Here is a 16,449-nt window from a genome sequence, read left to right on the forward strand (position 1 = left end):
TAAATGTGTGCTTTGAACGAACGCGGTCAGACTGCTGCCGCGCCGCCGACGATTTCGGAGATTTCCTGGGTGATCGCTGCCTGGCGCGCCTTGTTGTAGACGAGCTGCAGGGTGCCGATCAGCTTGTTGGCGTTGTCGCTCGCCGCCTTCATCGCGACCATGCGTGCGGCATGTTCGGAGGCGACGTTTTCCAGCAGTGCCTGGTACACCAGCGATTCGATGTAACGCGTCATCACGTGCTCGAGCACGGTCGCGGCATCGGGTTCGTACAGGTAGTCCCAGTCGTGGTGTGCGACCTGCTTCTCAGCCGGCGGCAGCGGCAGCAGCTGATCGAAGCTGGCCTTCTGCGTCATGGTGTTCACGAAGCGGTTGTAGACCAGGTACACGCGGTCGACCTTGCCTTCGGTGAAGGCGTCGAGCATGACCTTGATCACACCGATCAGCGATTCCAGCTTCGGCTGGTCGCCGATGTGGGTCACGCTGCCGACCATGTTGACCTTGACCCGGCGGAAGAAGGTCGATGCCTTCTGGCCGATGGTCACCAGGTCCACTTCCGCACCCTTGTCCTGCCATGCCTTGGCTTCGCCCAGCATCCTGCGGAACAGGTTGTTGTTGAGGCCGCCGGCGAGGCCGCGATCGGAGGAGATCACGATGAAACCGACCCGCTTGACCTGCTCGCGCTCGACCAGGAACGGATGCTGGTAGTCGGTGCTGGCCTGGGCCAGGTGGCCGATCACCTGCTTCATCGCCTGCGCGTACGGACGCGAGGTCTTCATCCGATCCTGCGCCTTGCGGATCTTGGAGGCCGAGACCATTTCCAGGGCGCGCGTCACCTTGCGGGTGTTCTGCACGCTCTTGATCTTGGTTTTGATTTCGCGTCCGCTTGCCATCTCTTGTTTCCCGTGGCGCGGGGCTGCTGCCCCGCGTTGTTCAACGGTGGAACGGGGCCAGGCCCCGTTCCCCATGCGCTGTTACCAGCTGCCGGTGGTCTTGAACTCGGCGATGCCCTTCTTGAAGGCGCCTTCGATGTCGTTGTCCCAGCCGCCGGTGGCGTTGACCTTGTTCACCAGCTCGCCCTGGGTGTTGGCGAAGTGGGCGTGCAGGCCTTCTTCGAACGCCAGCAGCTTGTTGACCGGCACGTCGTCGAGGTAACCCTCGTTGACCGCGTAGATCGACAGCGCCTGGTTGGCGATGGACATCGGCGCGTACTGCTTCTGCTTCATCAGCTCGGTCACGCGCTGACCGCGCTCCAGCTGCTTGCGGGTTGCTTCGTCCAGGTCCGAGGCGAACTGCGCGAACGCCGCCAGCTCGCGGTACTGGGCCAGCGAGATACGGATGCCGCCGGACAGCTTCTTGATGATCTTGGTCTGGGCCGAACCACCGACGCGCGACACCGAGATACCGGCGTTCACGGCCGGGCGGATGCCGGCGTTGAACAGATCGGTTTCCAGGAAGATCTGGCCGTCGGTGATCGAGATCACGTTGGTCGGAACGAACGCCGAGACGTCGCCGGCCTGGGTTTCGATGATCGGCAGCGCGGTCAGCGAACCGGTCTTGCCGGTGACCTTGCCTTCGGTGAACTTCTCGACGTACTCCTCGGACACGCGGGCAGCGCGTTCCAGCAGGCGCGAGTGCAGGTAGAACACGTCACCCGGGTAGGCTTCACGGCCCGGCGGGCGCTTCAGCAGCAGCGAGATCTGGCGGTAGGCAACGGCCTGCTTGGACAGATCGTCGTACACGATCAGCGCGTCTTCGCCGCGGTCCATGAAGTACTCACCCATGGTGCAGCCCGAGTAGGCGCTGATGTACTGCATGGCAGCCGATTCGGAAGCGGTCGCGGCCACCACGATGGTGTGGGCCAGCGCGCCGTTCTCTTCCAGCTTGCGCACGATGTTGGCGATGGTCGACGCCTTCTGGCCGATCGCAACGTACACGCACTTGATGCCGGTGCCCTTCTGGTTGATCACCGCATCGATGGCCATCGCGGTCTTGCCGGTCTGGCGGTCGCCGATGATCAGCTCGCGCTGGCCACGGCCGATCGGGATCATGGCATCGACCGACTTGTAACCGGTCTGCACCGGCTGGTCGACCGACTTGCGCCAGATCACGCCCGGGGCAACGCGCTCGACCGGAGCGGTCAGGTCGGTACCCAGCGGGCCCTTGCCGTCGATCGGCTCGCCCAGCGCGTTGACGACGCGGCCCAGCAGTTCCGGACCGACCGGCACTTCCAGGATGCGACCGGTGGTCTTGGCCACGTCGCCTTCGCGCAGGTGCTCGTAGTCACCCAGCACCACGGCGCCGACCGAGTCGCGCTCCAGGTTCAGGGCCAGGGCGAACGTGTTGTTCGGCAGTTCGATCATTTCGCCCTGCATCACGTCGGCCAGACCGAAGATGCGCACGATGCCGTCGGACACGCTGGTCACGGTGCCTTCGTTGCGCGATTCCGCGGCCAGCTTGACCTTCTCGATGCGGTTCTTGATCAGTTCGCTGATTTCGGAGGGGTTGAGCGTGGTTGCCATCGTCAAGTCCTAGTGCCGGCAGCGGGGCCGGACGTTAAATGAATTCAGTTAGCGAGCGCGGTCTGCAGACGGGCCAGCTTGCCCTTCAGCGAACCATCGATGACCACGTCGCCGGCGTCGATGACGGCGCCGCCGATCAGCGAGTCATCGACCGCGGTGGTCACCTCGACCTCGCGATTGAAGCGCTTGCGCAGCGCGGCCTTGATCGCGTCCAGTTCGGCAACCGACAGCTCGGCCGCGGAGGTCACCGTGGCCTTCACCACGTGTTCGGCCTCGGCGCGCAGGGCGTCGAACATGCCAGCGATTTCCGGCAGCAGCGGCAGACGATGCGACTCGGCCAGCACGGCCAGGAAGCGCGAGTAGGTCTCGCCGTGGGTGTCCGGCGCCAGCAGGGCGACGGCGTCGTCACGACCCAGCTCCGGGTTGGCGAGCAGGGCCGCCACGCGCGGGTCGGCGGCGACGTGGGCGGAGAACGCCAGGGCGTCCGACCACGGCGCGAACGCGCCTTCGTCACGCGCGGTCGCGAACGCGGCGCGGGCGTACGGGCGGGCAAGCGTGAGGGCCTGGCTCATCTCAGATCTCCGAGGCCAGCTCGTCGAGCAGCGCCTTGTGGGCGTTGGCGTCGATTTCGCGCTTGAGCAGCTTTTCGGCACCGGTCACGGCCAGCGCGGACACCTGCTTGCGCAGATCTTCGCGGGCACGGTTGGCGGCGGCGTCGATTTCGGCCTGGGCCAGATCCTTCTGACGGGTGGCTTCGGCAACCGCTTCGTTGCGGGCCGCGTCGACGATCTGGTTGGCGCGCGCGTGGGCCTGGTCGATGATCTCGTTGGCCTTGGTGCGGGCTTCCTTCAGCGCTTCATTGACCTTTTCCTGCGCCTGGGCCAGATCTTTCTGGCTGCGGTCGGCAGCAGCGAGGCCTTCAGCGATCTTCTGCTGGCGCTCTTCGATCGCGTTCATCAGCGGCGGCCAGATCTTGGTCGCGATGAGCCAGATCAGGGCGGCAAAGGCCAGGGCCTGGGCGATGAGGGTAAAACCGATATCCATGGGGTTCGCTCAGTCGGTTGTGACGGGATGGATGCGCCGCCACACGGGCGGCGCCTCCGAACCTTCATCCGCGACCAGGCGCCGGAGGCGCCCGGTCGTTTCACTTTCGCTGGATCAGCCAGCGATCGCCGGCAGGCGCGAGACGAACTCGCCGACCAGCGGGTTGGCGAAGGCGAACAGCAGGCCCACGGCGACCGAGATGATGAAGGCGGCGTCGATCAGGCCGGCGGTGATGAACATGCGGACCTGCAGGACCGGGATCAGTTCCGGCTGGCGCGCGGCCGACTCCAGGAACTTACCGGCCATGATGGCCAGACCCAGACCGGCGCCCAGCGCGGCCAGGCCGATCATGATGCCGACGGCGAGGACGGTGGAGCTCTGAACTTGGGCGAGATTGGTCAGGACGGCGAAGTACATGGTTTTCTCCAGGAACTTGATTGCTAAGGGTTTAGAAACAAACGGATGAAGGGTGAAGCGAAACTCAGTGAGCGTCTTCCGACAGGCTCAGGTACACGATGGACAGCATCATGAAGATGAAGGCCTGCAGCGGGATCACCAGCAGGTGGAACAGCATCCAGCCGAAGCCGGCGAACGCGCCTGCAAACATGCCGGCGATACCTGCACCGCCCAGCACCCAGATCAGCAGGAACACGATTTCACCGCCGAACATGTTGCCGAACAGTCGCATCGCCAGCGAAATCGGCTTGCTCAGCCACTCGACGATGTTCAGGATCAGGTTGAACGGCATCATCCACTTGCCGAACGGCGCGGTCAGGAATTCCTTGGTGAAGCCACCAATACCCTTGGAGCGCAGCGCGAAGAACAGCATCAGGAAGAACACGCTGATCGACATGCCCAGCGTGGCATTGACGTCGGCGGTCGGGACCGGCTTCCAGTACGGCACGCCCATCAGTTCGAGCGGCTTGGCGATGAAATCGGCCGGGATCATCTTGATGAGGTTCATCAGGAGGATCCAGAAGAAGATCGTGATCGCGATCGGGGTCACCAGCTTGCTGGTGCCGTGGTAGGTGTCCTTGGCCTGGCGGTCAACGAACTCCAGGCAGATCTCGACGAAGGCCTGCCACTTGCCCGGCACCCCCGCAGTGGCCTTGCGGGTCGCCATCCAGAAGGCGACGACCATCACCAGGCCCATCAGCAGCGAGGTCACCAGCGTGTCCACGTGGATTGCCCACGGGGTGCCATGACCTGCAGTCAGATTGTGCAGGTGATGCTGGATGTAGGAGGTGGGAGTAAGCGCCTCGCCTGCCATGTGTCCGGAACCTTAAGTTAAATGAATTCGATTAGCGCCTGGCCATGGCCAGGACCTGGAACATCAACCCGACGGCGATACCGGCCAACAGCGCCAATGCAGGCAGCTTGAAGACCACGAACCCCACCACCAGGACACCAAAAACGAGTACCCACTTGGCCACCACCGCGACGATCAGGCGCGCCATCGCCGAACCGGCGCCCAGCGCACCACCGCCCAGTGCCATCCGGGCCGCCACCCAGCCACCTGCCGAGACCGCCACGCCGGATGCCAGGGCACCGAGGGCATAGTTCGGCCCGACCAGCAGGAAGGCCAGAGCCAGGACAGCCACTGCGGCCAGCGGGTAGACCGCGGCGCGCAGCATCAGTCGCCGACCCGTTTCTACGGAGTTCAGCACAGGACGTCCCGCGTGGTTGCAAGTGAATGGCTGAGGCGGCTAAAGCAGGGGGGGCCTCATCGAGCCGCCAAATTATAGCAATGGGACAATTTGCGAGACAACCGCTGCCTGTTCATACCGGAACAGTGCAAGTTGCGGTATGGGCAGGAAATTTGCGGACCATCGGGGGGACAATGACGTCCACACGATGCTGCGCTGCAACGCATTGAACTTTGGTCGAACCCCGCGGAACTTTCCGGCGGCGGCCCGGTCCGACCTTGCGACCTGCCCGCAGCAACCTCGTCGACGCTTCGCCCTGCAGGTCCCACGATGGCCCCGAAGCCGCGCTCCGGGGCCATCTTCTTGATTCTTTGCACGGGCGTGACCGCGCTGAACCGTCCACATCGCGTGGACCATACGTTCACGCATGGTGGACGCGGACGTCCGGCACAGTGGCCTTCATTCCGATGAACCACTGCAAGGACTCTTCGATGCGCTCCGTACCCACCCTGCTCGCCCTCTCCCTGCTTGCCGCTGGCGCGTTCCATGCCGACGGCGCCCGCGCCGCGGAGGGCGATGACCGCTTCGCGCTGCGCCTGGGTGCCATGAACATCGACTCGGACAACACCCTGCGCGGCAATACCACCGTCGCCGGCCAGGACATCGGCTTCTCCGAGGACTTCAAGCTGGGCGGCAAGGAATGGGAGCCGCGCATCGACGGCATGTTCCGCATCAGCAACCGCCAGCGCCTGCTGTTCAACTACTTCAAGTACGACAAGGACCGCCGCGAGACGCTGGGCCAGGACATCTCCTTCGGCAACGTCAACGTGCCGGCCGACAGCTTCGTCAAGGCCGAACTGAAGTACCAGGTCGCCAGCCTGGTGTACGACTACTCGGTGGTGGACACCGAAACGTTCGACCTCGGCCTGCAGCTGGGTGCCGAGTACGCCAAGGTCAGCACCAAGGGCTATGCCGATCTGGGCACCCTGTATGAAGGCCAGTTCCTGGACGAGAAGACCGACGGCGTGGCGCCGGTGGTTGGCGCGCGGCTGAGCTTCACGCCGTCGGAGAAGTGGATGATCACCCTGCAGGGCCAGTACCTGAACACCCGCTGGGGCAGCTTCGATGACTACAAGGGCGACCTCAGCCGCGCCAACGCGATCGTCGATTACCGCTTCACCGACAACTTCGGCGTGTTCGCCGGCTACGACTGGTTCAAGCTGGACGCCGACAAGAAGGGCAGCGATGGCACCATCGGCCTGAAGCAGGAATTCAAGGGCCCGGTGGCCGGTATCAGCGTCAGCTTCTAAGCGTTACCGCTCTCTCTCTCTCTCTCTCTCTCTCCAACGCGGCGCCCGGGCAACCAGGCGCCGCGTTTTTTTGTGTTTCCGTGCACTGTTGGTGGGTCGAACGGGTGGCTGATGGTGTGTCGGGGGCTGGCTGTGCCCGCCACCCGCGGCGCGGCCACGACCCTCGCCACAACGGCAACCGAAGCCTCATGCCATCTTCAGGCAACAAAAAACCCGGCGTTCGCCGGGTTCTTCGTCTACAGCGCGCGAGCGCGTTATTTCTTCTTCGGCATGTACAGATCGGTGATCGTGCCGTCGTAGATCTCCGACGCCATCGCCACCGACTCGCTCAGCGTCGGGTGGGCATGGATGGTGTGGCCGATGTCTTCGGCTTCGGCACCCATTTCGATGGCCAGGCCGATCTCGGCCAGCAGGTCACCGGCGTGCACGCCGACGATGGCACCACCGATGATGCGGTGGGTCTCTTCGTCGAAGATCAGCTTGGTGAAGCCCTCGGTACGGCCGATGCCGATCGCGCGGCCGCTGGCGGCCCACGGGAACTTGGCCACGCCGACCTTCAGGCCCTTGGCCTTGGCTTCGGTTTCGGTCACGCCAACCCAGGCGATTTCCGGGTTGGTGTAGGCCACCGACGGAATCACGCGGGCGACCCACTCCTTCTTGTGGCCGGCAGCCACTTCGGCGGCCAGCTTGCCTTCGTGCGTGGCCTTGTGGGCCAGCATCGGGTTGCCGACGATGTCGCCGATGGCAAAGATGTGCGGCACGTTGGTGCGCATCTGGCGATCAACCGGGATGAAGCCGCGCTCGGTGACCTGCACGCCGGCCTTCTCGGCATCGATCTTCTTTCCGTTCGGCGAGCGGCCCACGGCCACCAGCACGCGGTCGAAGGTGCCCTGCGCCAGGGCCGGCGTCTGGCCTTCCTCGGCGGCTTCGAAGGTCACGGTGATGCCCTTGGCATCGGCGGTGACGCCCGACGCCTTGGTCTTCAGGTGGACTTCGATGCCCTGCTTCTTCAGGCGGTCGGCCAGCGGCTTGACCAGGTCCTTGTCGGCGCCCGGCATCAGCTGGTCCATGAACTCGACCACGGTGACCTTGCTGCCCAGCGCGCCATACACGGTGGCCATTTCCAGGCCGATGATGCCGCCGCCGACGACCAGCAGCGAGCCCGGCACGTCGGCCAGCTCCAGCGCGTCGGTGGAATCCATCACGCGCTTGTCGTCCCACGGGAAGTTGGGCAGCTTCACCGCCTGCGAACCGGCGGCGATGATGCACTTCTGGAAGCGCAGCAGCTGGGTGCTGCCGTCGGCGGCGGTGATTTCCAGTTCGTTGGCCGAAACAAACTTGCCGACGCCCTGCACGTTGCGGACTTTGCGCTGCTTGGCCATGCCGGCCAGGCCCTTGGTCAGCTGGTTGACGACCTTTTCCTTGTACTGGCGCAGCTTGTCCAGGGTGATGGTCGGCTTGCCGAACTCGACGCCGAAATCACCGGCATGGGCCACTTCGTCGATGACCGCTGCGGCGTGCAGCAGGGCCTTGGACGGAATGCAGCCGACGTTGAGGCAGACGCCGCCGAGGCTGGCGTAACGCTCGACCAGCACCGTGTCCAGGCCGACGTCGGCGGCACGGAAGGCGGCGGTGTAGCCGCCCGGGCCCGAGCCCAGCACGACCATCTCGCATTCGATGTCGGCCGGCTTGCCGCTGGACAGCGCCGGCTTCGGTGCGGCCGGCTCGGCCGGGGCGCGGTGCGACGGGGTCACCGGCGGCTTGCTGGCCGGGGCGGCGGCCGCAGGGGCCGGCGCAGCCGCCTTGGCCGGGGCGTCGGCGGCGCCTTCGGTGTCCAGCAGCACGACCACGGCCCCTTCGGACAGGGTGTCGCCCAGCTTGACCTTCAGCTCCTTGACCACGCCTGCGGCCGAGGACGGCACTTCCAGGGTGGCCTTGTCCGACTCCAGGGTCACCAGACCCTGGTCCTTCTTCACCGTGTCGCCGACGGCGACCAGCACTTCGATCACCGGCACATCGCTGTAATCGCCGATGTCGGGAACCTTGATTTCAATCGTGGCCATGGTGGTTTTCCTCGTGCCCGCCGGCGTGGCCGGCAGGCTGTCACTGCATCTGTTCACGCGGCTGCGCCAGCAGGCAGCGGCCGCACGGTGGGGGCGAAGCGGTGCCTTACAGCAGCACGCGACGCATGTCGGCCAGTACCTGCGACAGGTACGTGGTGAAGCGTGCGGCCAGGGCGCCATCGATGACGCGGTGGTCGTAGCTCAGCGACAGCGGCAGCATCAGCTTCGGTGCGAATTCCTTGCCGTTCCAGACCGGCTGGATGGACGACTTGGAGACGCCGAGGATGGCCACTTCCGGTGCATTGACGATCGGGGTGAACGCGGTGCCACCGATGCCGCCCAGCGAGCTGATCGAGAAGCAGCCACCGCTCATGTCGGCCGGGCCCAGCTTGCCGTCGCGCGCCTTCTTGGCCAGTTCGCCGGTTTCCTGCGCGATCTGCACCACGCCCTTCTTGTCGACATCGCGGATGACCGGAACCACCAGGCCGTTCGGCGTGTCGGCAGCGAAGCCGATGTTGAAGTACTTCTTCAGGGTCAGGTTCTCGCCGCTGGCATCCAGCGAGGCGTTGAATTCCGGGAACTTCTTCAGCGCCGCGGCGCTGGCCTTGATCAGGAAGGCAAGCATGGTCAGCTTGATGCCGGCCTTCTCGTTCTCCTTGTTCAGCGCCACGCGCAGGCCTTCCAGGTCGGTGATGTCGGCCTGCTCGAACTGGGTGACGTGCGGGATCATGGCCCAGTTGCGGGCCAGGTTCGCACCCGAAATCTTCTTGATGCGCGACAGCGGCTGCACTTCGACGTCGCCGAACTTGCTGAAATCGACCTTCGGCCACGGCAGCAGGTTCAGGCCACCCCCGGCGGCCACGGTGCCGCCGGCAGCGGCCGGGGTACCCCCACTGAGCGCGGCCTTGACGAACTTCTGCACGTCGGCCCTGGTGATGCGGCCACCCTTTTCGGTGCCGCTGACCTGCAGCAGGTCCACGCCAAGCTCGCGGGCGAACACGCGCACCACCGGCGAGGCGTAGGGCACCTTGGCCGGCAGCACGCCGTCGGCATTGAACTGCACCGGCGGGCTGCTCGGCGCACCGGCCGACGGCGCGCTGGCCATCTCGCGGGCCGCCAGCTTGTCCGGCTGCGCGGGCACGGCAACCGGCTCGACCTTGGTTGCGGTCTCGGCAGCGGCGGGGGCCGCTGCAGCCGCCGCCTGGGTCGGGGCCGGGGCCGGGGCGGCAGCGCCTTCAGACGCGATAATCGCCACCACGTCGCCCTGCGACAGGTTGTCGCCGACCTTGACCTTCAGTTCCTTGACCACGCCGGCCACCGAGGACGGCACTTCCATGGTCGCCTTGTCGCTTTCCAGCGTGACCAGGCCCTGGTCCTTCTTCACCGTATCGCCCACGGCGACCAGCACTTCGATGACCGGGATGCCACTGTAGTCGCCGATATCCGGCACCCGGGCTTCCACCGCACCACCACTGGCCGCAGCGGCCGGGGCGGGCTGGGCCGCCGGAGCGGCCGGTGCCGGGGCTGCCGCCTTGGCCGGAGCCGGGGCAGCGGCAGCGGCAGCCGGGGCAGCAGCGGGCTGCGCGGATTCGCCTTCGGCCACTTCGATCAGCGCCACGACCTTGCCTTCGGACAGGGTGTCACCGAGCTTGACCTTCAGTTCCTTGACCACGCCGGCCACCGAGGACGGTACTTCCATGGTCGCCTTGTCGCTTTCCAGCGTGACCAGGCCCTGGTCCTTCTTCACCGTATCGCCGACGGCAACAAGCACCTCGATTACCGGGATATCGCTGTAGTCACCGATATCGGGGACACGTGCTTCCTTGATTTCGGCCATGGGGAGAACTCCGGCAATCTGGTGTAGGGAAACGTCTATTGTGCGGCCAGCGCGGTCCAGCGCCAACCGTTACAGGTGTTTTCAGTACGCACGCAGCCGGGACACGCTGTTGCCCATGGGTCGCCGGCGGCTCCAGTGGGTAGCGTATTGTCCTGCCGATGTCCGCTTCATGTCGCCCGTGCGACGGCCACCGGCTGCCAGGCCTGGCGCAGCCGCGGCAGGGACCACGCGGCGTTGGCCGGGCTGGTGGACGGCAGTGCCAGCACCGTCGGTGCCCGCGCCAGCTGCGGCATGACCCGGCGTTGGAACGCCTGCATCGCCGCCGCTCCGTTGCAGCCGATCAGCTGCAGGTCAGGCAGGCCGGCGATCAGTTCGGGCAGCGCATTGGCCACTTCCGTGCCGCGCACGATATCCGCGTCCAGGCTGCCGCGGCGCTGGCATTGGCCGATCACATCCCACAGGCCAACGCCGGCGCCGAGCAGCGCCTGCATGCGCTGCCGGTAGGGCTGCGCCGCATCGAAACCGCACAGTCCGGCCAGCAGCGGCCAGAAACGGTTGCGCGGATGCGCGTAGTACTGCTGCGCCTGCAGTGATGCGATACCCGGCATCGAACCGAGCAGCAGCACGCGGCAGTTCGCATTCACCTGCGCGGGCAGACCGGTGCACAGGGTGCTTTCGCTCACATTGCCTCCAACTGCATGAATATCGTGGATCGCGGAAAAGCCCATGAAAACAGGTCTCCCGCGCTGTTCGCTGAACAACTGCAACTATTTTTTAACGCGCGTCGGATTCGATTCATGTTGGGGCGACTACGGTGTGCTCGCCCCGCAACCGGGGGCCCAAAAACAAGAAACAACAGGAGATTCCCCCATGCGCTCCATCCGTATCCTGAGTCTCGCCCTGCTGACCTCCGCCGCGTTCGCACCGGCTGCCTTCGCGCAGGACAGCAGCACCACCGACACCGCTTCGGGCAAGCATTTTGCCGTGGTTGGCGGCGTCTCGCTGCTGCAGCCGAAGAATGACCCGATCGACGGCATCAAGAAGGTCGACGGCGGCCCGGCGCCGACCGTGAGCTTCAGCTACTACATCAACGACAACTGGGCCGTTGAGCTGTGGGGCGCCGCCGACAAGTTCGACCACCGCGTGAAGGGTCCGGGCAACACCCGCCTGGGCAGCGTCGAGCAGCAGCCGGTGGCCCTGAGCGGCCAGTACCACTTCGGCCAGGCCGACAACGTGTTCCGTCCGTTCGTGGGCGTGGGTTACTTCCAGTCGGCCTTCAGCAACGAAACGCTGGCTGATGGCAGCAGCTCGGACATCCGCCTGAAGGATGCCAAGGGCGTGATCGGCACCGTCGGTGTGGACATGAACATCAACTCGACCTGGTTCGCCCGTGCCGACGCCCGCTACATGCGCTCGCGCCCGGACGTGAAGGTCGGTGGCGAGAAGATCGGTGAAGCCAAGATGGATCCGTGGACCGTCGGCTTCGGCATCGGTGCCCGCTTCTGATCCAGGCAGCACCTGCGTCACTGCGGTAATGCGACGGGCCCTGCGGGGCCCGTCGTCGTTTCCGTCACCCGCTGACGGTAGAGTCGACTCACAGTCGACTCTACGCACACACACACGGGAGGCGGAGGCGCGATGGACGACATCGACCTGCTGGTGATCGGCGGTGGCATCAACGGTGCCGGCATCGCCCGTGATGCCAGTGGCCGCGGCCTGAAGGTGCTGCTGTGCGAACAGCACGATCTGGCCGCGCACACCTCCAGCGCCAGCAGCAAACTGATCCACGGCGGCCTGCGCTATCTGGAACAGGGTGAGTTCGGGCTGGTACGCAAGGCACTGGGCGAACGCGAGGTGGTACGTCGGCAGGCCCCCTTCCTGGTGCGGCCGCTGCGCTTCGTGCTGCCCTGGGAACCGCACCTGCGCCCGCGCTGGATGCTGCGTGCCGGGCTCTGGCTGTACGACACGCTGGGCCGCCGCAGTGCCGCGTTCCCGGCATCGCGCGCGATCGACCTGGGCAGGGACCCGCTGGGCGCGCTGCTGTCGCCTCACCTGCGGCAGGCCTTCAGTTACGCCGACGCACAGGTGGACGATGCGCGCCTGGTGGTGCTCACCGCGCTGGATGCCGCGCGGCGCGGCGCACGCATCCTGACCGGCACCCGCTGCGTGGAGCTGCGACCGGCAGCCGGGCGCTGGCAGGTCCACCTGCAGGACCGCGCGGGCCACCCGCAGACGCTGAGCGCGCGCGCGGTGGTCAATGCCGCGGGGCCGTGGGCCGGCGGCCTGCTCGAACGCATGCATGCGCGCAGCGGTGGCCCTGCCCTGCGCCTGGTGCAGGGCAGCCACATCGTGCTGCGTCGTCCCTGGCCGGGCGACGATGCGTGCCTGCTGCAGCAGCCCGATGGCCGCGTCGTGTTCCTGCTGCCCTTCGCCGATGACCACCTGCTGGTGGGCACGACCGATACCGACTACCGCGGCGATCCGGCACGCTGCCATGTGCTGCCGGCGGAAGTGGACTACCTGTGCACGGCGGCCAACCGCTACCTGCGCGAACCGCTGTCGCGCGCTGAGGTGGTCTGGCAGTTCGCCGGCGTGCGCCCACTGCTGGCCGACCCCGACCCGCAGGCGGCGAAGCTGAGCCGCGACTACCGGCTGCAGCTGCACGATGGCGCCGCGCCGGCCGTGCACGTGCTGGGCGGCAAGCTGACCACGTTCCGCGTGCTGGCCGAGGAGGCCCTGGACCTGTTGCGCCCCTACCTGCCGCAGATGGGGGCGGCGTGGACGGCATCCGGCGACCCGCTGCCCGGCAGCGACTGGGGCGATGCCGGGCAGGCGCGATCACGCCTGCAGGCGCTGGCGCCCTGGCTCGCGCCGGACACCGCGCAGCGCTGGGCCAGGGCCTACGGCAGCCGCAGCGCGGCGCTGCTGCAGGGGGTGCGCGGCATGGATGATCTTGGCGAGGCGTTCGGCGGCGGCCTGCATGCGCGCGAAGTGGCATTCCTGCGCGACCATGAGTGGGCACGCTGCGCCGAAGACGTGCTGTGGCGGCGCAGCAAGCTGGGGCTGCGGCTGGACGCGACGCAGGTGGCGCGGCTGCAGGCGTGGATGCAGGGTCGGTAGCGCCGGGCCGTGCCCGGCTGCACGCCGGAAGCGCCGCGCTGCGCGCTCGCGGGGCATGGCCCCGCGCTACCTGCATTCGTCGCGGCCCGGTAGCGCCGGGCCACGCCCGGCGGATCGTGGCCGAAGCCCGCGCTGCGCGCTCGCGGGGCATGGCCCCGCGCTACCTGCATTCGTCGCGGCCCCGGTAGCGCCGGGCCGTGCCCGGTCGCACGCCGGAAGCGCCGCGCTGCGCTCGCGGGGCATGGCCCCGCGCTACCTGCATTCGTCGCAGCCCCGGTAGCGCCGGGCCGTGCCCGGCGGCACGCCGGAAGCGCCGCGCTGCGCGCTCGCGGGGCATGGCCCCGCGCTACCTGCATTCGTCGCGGCCCCGGTAGCGCCGGGCCGTGCCCGGCGGCACGCCGGAAGCGCCGCGCTGCGCGCTCGCGGGGCATGGCCCCGGGCTACCTGCATTCGTCGCGGCCCCGGTAGCGCCGCGCCATGCCCGGCGGATCGTGGCCGATGCATTACGATCACCCCATCGCTACCGGAGACGCTGCATGACGCCCCGTTACGTGCTGGCCATCGACCAGGGAACCACCAGTTCCCGCGCCATCCTGTTCGATCGCGCCGGCGACATCGTCGGCAGCGCGCAGCGCGAATTCGCGCAGCTGTTCCCGCAGCCGGGCTGGGTCGAGCACGATCCGCGCGAGATCCTCACCAGCGTGTACGCCACACTGACCGAACTGCTCAGCCGCGAGCAGATCGATCCGCGGCACATCGCCGCCCTGGGCATCACCAACCAGCGTGAAACCACCGTGGTCTGGGACCGCGCCAGCGGCCAGCCGATCCACAACGCCATCGTCTGGCAGTCGCGGCAAAGCCAGGCGATCTGCGAGCGGCTCCGCTCCGATGGCCACGAAGCGCTGATCCGCGAGCGCACCGGGCTGCTGATCGATGCGTATTTCTCAGCCACCAAGGTGCGCTGGATCCTGGACCACGTGGAAGGCGCCCAGCAGCGCGCCGAGCGTGGTGAACTGCTGTTCGGCACCATCGACAGCTGGCTGGTGTGGAACCTCAGCGGCGGCCAGGCGCACGTGACCGACTACAGCAATGCCGCGCGCACGCTGCTGTTCAACATCCATACCCTGGGGTGGGACGACGAGCTGCTGGCCCTGCTCGACATCCCGCGCGCGATGCTGCCGCAGGTGCGCGACTCCAGCGCGGTATATGCGCACACCCGCCCGCAGTTCTTCTTCGACCACCCGATCCCGATTGCCGGCATCGCAGGCGACCAGCAGGCCGCCCTGTTCGGCCAGGCCTGTTTCCAGCCGGGCATGGTCAAGAATACCTATGGCACCGGCTGTTTCATGCTGATGCACACCGGCACGCAGGCGGTGCGCTCGCGCAACGGCCTGCTCACCACCATCGCCTGGGGCCTGGATGGCAAGGTGGAATACGCCCTGGAAGGCTCGATCTTCATCGCCGGCTCGGTGGTGCAGTGGCTGCGTGATGGCCTGCAGATGATCGGCCGCGCCAGCGACAGCCAGGCGCTGGCCGCACAGGTGCCGGACAGCGCCGGCGTCTACCTGGTACCGGCGTTCGTCGGCCTGGGCGCGCCCTACTGGCGCAGCGATGTACGCGGGGCGATGTTCGGCCTGACCCGGGGCACCGGCAAGGCCCACTTCGTGCGCGCAGCACTGGAGGCGATGGCCTACCAGACCCGCGACGTGCTCGATGCGATGCAGTCCGATGCGGGCATCGCCTTGAGTGAACTGCGCGCCGATGGTGGGGCGATCAGCAACGATTTCCTGGCCGGCTTCCAGGCCGACATCCTGGGCGTGCCGGTGCTGCGGCCACGGTTGACCGAGACCACCGCACTGGGTGCGGCCTACCTGGCCGGGCTGGCGGTCGGTTTCTGGGAAAGCCGCGAGCAGATCGCGGCGCAATGGGGCCTGGATCGGCGCTTCGCGCCGCAGATGGCGGCGGCCCAGCGCGAGAGACTGTACGCAGGGTGGCAGCAGGCCGTTGCCGCCACCCTCGCCTTCCACGTCGATTGAGGGGGGTAGCGCCGGGCCATGCCCGGCGAGCTTCGATTCCGCCGGGCATGGCCCGGCGCTACCGGAACCTCAGAAGGCCGGCAGCACCGAGCCCTTGTACTTGGTCTCGATGAAGGTCTTCACCTGCGGGCTGGTCAGCGCCTTGGCCAGCTTCTGCACGCGCGCGTCGTCCTTGTTGTCGGGGCGTGCGACCAGGAAATTCACGTACGGCGAATCCTTGCTTTCGATCGCCAGCGCGTCCTTGGTCGGGTTGAGGCCGGCATCCAGGGCGTAGTTGGTGTTGATCAGGGCCAGGTCGACCTGGTCGAGCACGCGCGGCAGCATCGCCGAATCCAGCTCGCGGAACTTCAGCTTCTTCGGATTGGCCACGATGTCGCGCTGGGTCGACAGCGCATTGGCCGGGTCCTTCAGCTCGATCACGCCGGCCTTGTGCAGCAGGATCAGCGCGCGGCTGTTGTTGCTCGGATCGTTCGGGATGACCACGTCGGCTCCCTCGCGCAGTTCAGCCAGCGACGTGACCTTGCGCGAGTAGGCGCCGAACGGCTCGATATGCACGCCGATCACCTTGGTCAGATCGGTCTTGCGGTCGCGGTTGTACGCATCCAGGTACGGCTCGGTCTGGAAGTAGTTGGCGTCCACCTGCTTCTGCACCAGCTGGTCGTTGGGCTGCACGTAGTCGTTGAACACGCGCACGTCCAGCTCCACGCCTTCCTGCTTGAGGATCGGCTTGACCACGTCGAGGATCTCGGCGTGCGGCACGGCCGTAGCAGCCACCACCAGCTTCTGCGAAGGCTCGCCGGACTTGCCGCAGGCGGTCAGGGCCAGCGCAGCGGCGAACAGGGGCAACAGGAGGGTCTTCTTCATGGGGGCAACG

The 16,449-nt window shown here is 66.8% G+C and carries 15 protein-coding genes; 4 read left to right on the top strand and 11 right to left on the bottom strand.

The genetic code is table 11. The features are described 5' to 3' along the window. Window positions 1-26: 26 nt before the first annotated feature. From atpG to Q5Z10_RS18690, 7 genes are all read right to left on the bottom strand, one after another. Window positions 27-890 (bottom strand): F0F1 ATP synthase subunit gamma, encoded by an 864-nt coding sequence (gene atpG, locus Q5Z10_RS18660; RefSeq protein WP_303636844.1) that lies wholly within the window; start codon window positions 888-890, stop codon window positions 27-29. 81 nt (window positions 891-971) lie between these two features. Next, window positions 972-2,519: a F0F1 ATP synthase subunit alpha gene (gene atpA / locus Q5Z10_RS18665; protein WP_303636845.1), complete on the bottom strand. Its 1,548-nt coding sequence runs from the start codon at window positions 2,517-2,519 to the stop codon at window positions 972-974. Window positions 2,520-2,563: 44 nt separating this feature from the next. Beyond that, window positions 2,564-3,091 carry a F0F1 ATP synthase subunit delta gene (locus Q5Z10_RS18670; protein WP_303636846.1) on the bottom strand — a complete coding sequence of 176 codons (528 nt, stop codon included), beginning with the start codon at window positions 3,089-3,091 and terminating at the stop codon, window positions 2,564-2,566. Window position 3,092: 1 nt separating this feature from the next. Continuing rightward, the gene (locus tag Q5Z10_RS18675; protein WP_303636847.1) at window positions 3,093-3,563 is read right to left on the bottom strand and encodes a F0F1 ATP synthase subunit B; all 471 of its coding nucleotides are present in this window, start codon (window positions 3,561-3,563) and stop codon (window positions 3,093-3,095) included. Between the two features lie 114 nt (window positions 3,564-3,677). Then, the gene (gene atpE / locus Q5Z10_RS18680) at window positions 3,678-3,980 is read right to left on the bottom strand and encodes a F0F1 ATP synthase subunit C (RefSeq protein WP_025877367.1); all 303 of its coding nucleotides are present in this window, start codon (window positions 3,978-3,980) and stop codon (window positions 3,678-3,680) included. A gap of 64 nt (window positions 3,981-4,044) precedes the next feature. Then, window positions 4,045-4,833 carry a F0F1 ATP synthase subunit A gene (gene atpB / locus Q5Z10_RS18685; RefSeq protein WP_303636848.1) on the bottom strand — a complete coding sequence of 263 codons (789 nt, stop codon included), beginning with the start codon at window positions 4,831-4,833 and terminating at the stop codon, window positions 4,045-4,047. A 31-nt stretch (window positions 4,834-4,864) separates the two neighbouring features. Beyond that, complete coding sequence (locus Q5Z10_RS18690; protein WP_303636849.1) at window positions 4,865-5,197, bottom strand: hypothetical protein; 333 nt, start codon at window positions 5,195-5,197, stop codon at window positions 4,865-4,867. A 503-nt stretch (window positions 5,198-5,700) separates the two neighbouring features. Here Q5Z10_RS18690 and Q5Z10_RS18695 point away from each other — a divergent pair. Continuing rightward, window positions 5,701-6,519 (top strand): hypothetical protein, encoded by an 819-nt coding sequence (locus tag Q5Z10_RS18695; protein WP_303636850.1) that lies wholly within the window; start codon window positions 5,701-5,703, stop codon window positions 6,517-6,519. Between the two features lie 254 nt (window positions 6,520-6,773). Here Q5Z10_RS18695 and lpdA read toward each other — a convergent pair whose 3' ends face one another. The 3 genes from lpdA to Q5Z10_RS18710 form a co-directional block, all read right to left on the bottom strand. Further along, a complete protein-coding gene (lpdA, locus tag Q5Z10_RS18700) occupies window positions 6,774-8,582 on the bottom strand; it encodes a dihydrolipoyl dehydrogenase (RefSeq protein ID WP_303636851.1) in 1,809 nt (602 codons plus the stop codon). 106 nt (window positions 8,583-8,688) lie between these two features. Beyond that, window positions 8,689-10,419, bottom strand: coding sequence for a dihydrolipoyllysine-residue acetyltransferase (aceF, locus tag Q5Z10_RS18705; RefSeq protein WP_303636852.1), 1,731 nt, complete (start codon window positions 10,417-10,419; stop codon window positions 8,689-8,691). A 167-nt stretch (window positions 10,420-10,586) separates the two neighbouring features. After that, window positions 10,587-11,147: a DNA-deoxyinosine glycosylase gene (locus Q5Z10_RS18710; RefSeq protein ID WP_303636853.1), complete on the bottom strand. Its 561-nt coding sequence runs from the start codon at window positions 11,145-11,147 to the stop codon at window positions 10,587-10,589. Window positions 11,148-11,289: 142 nt separating this feature from the next. On the opposite strand from Q5Z10_RS18710, the gene Q5Z10_RS18715 reads away from it, so the two are divergent. The 3 genes from Q5Z10_RS18715 to glpK all read left to right on the top strand — a co-directional run bounded on the left by Q5Z10_RS18715 (window position 11,290) and on the right by glpK (window position 15,575). Continuing rightward, window positions 11,290-11,925 carry an OmpW/AlkL family protein gene (locus Q5Z10_RS18715; RefSeq protein ID WP_303636854.1) on the top strand — a complete coding sequence of 212 codons (636 nt, stop codon included), beginning with the start codon at window positions 11,290-11,292 and terminating at the stop codon, window positions 11,923-11,925. 132 nt (window positions 11,926-12,057) lie between these two features. Then, window positions 12,058-13,539 carry a glycerol-3-phosphate dehydrogenase gene (glpD, locus tag Q5Z10_RS18720; RefSeq protein ID WP_303636855.1) on the top strand — a complete coding sequence of 494 codons (1,482 nt, stop codon included), beginning with the start codon at window positions 12,058-12,060 and terminating at the stop codon, window positions 13,537-13,539. A 536-nt stretch (window positions 13,540-14,075) separates the two neighbouring features. Then, window positions 14,076-15,575: a glycerol kinase GlpK gene (glpK, locus tag Q5Z10_RS18725; protein WP_303636856.1), complete on the top strand. Its 1,500-nt coding sequence runs from the start codon at window positions 14,076-14,078 to the stop codon at window positions 15,573-15,575. A 69-nt stretch (window positions 15,576-15,644) separates the two neighbouring features. Here glpK and Q5Z10_RS18730 read toward each other — a convergent pair whose 3' ends face one another. Beyond that, a complete protein-coding gene (locus tag Q5Z10_RS18730; RefSeq protein ID WP_303636857.1) occupies window positions 15,645-16,439 on the bottom strand; it encodes a MetQ/NlpA family ABC transporter substrate-binding protein in 795 nt (264 codons plus the stop codon). Between the last annotated feature and the right edge of the window lie 10 nt (window positions 16,440-16,449).

Source organism: Stenotrophomonas sp. 704A1, assembly GCF_030549525.1.
GTDB lineage: Bacteria > Pseudomonadota > Gammaproteobacteria > Xanthomonadales > Xanthomonadaceae > Stenotrophomonas > Stenotrophomonas tuberculopleuritidis.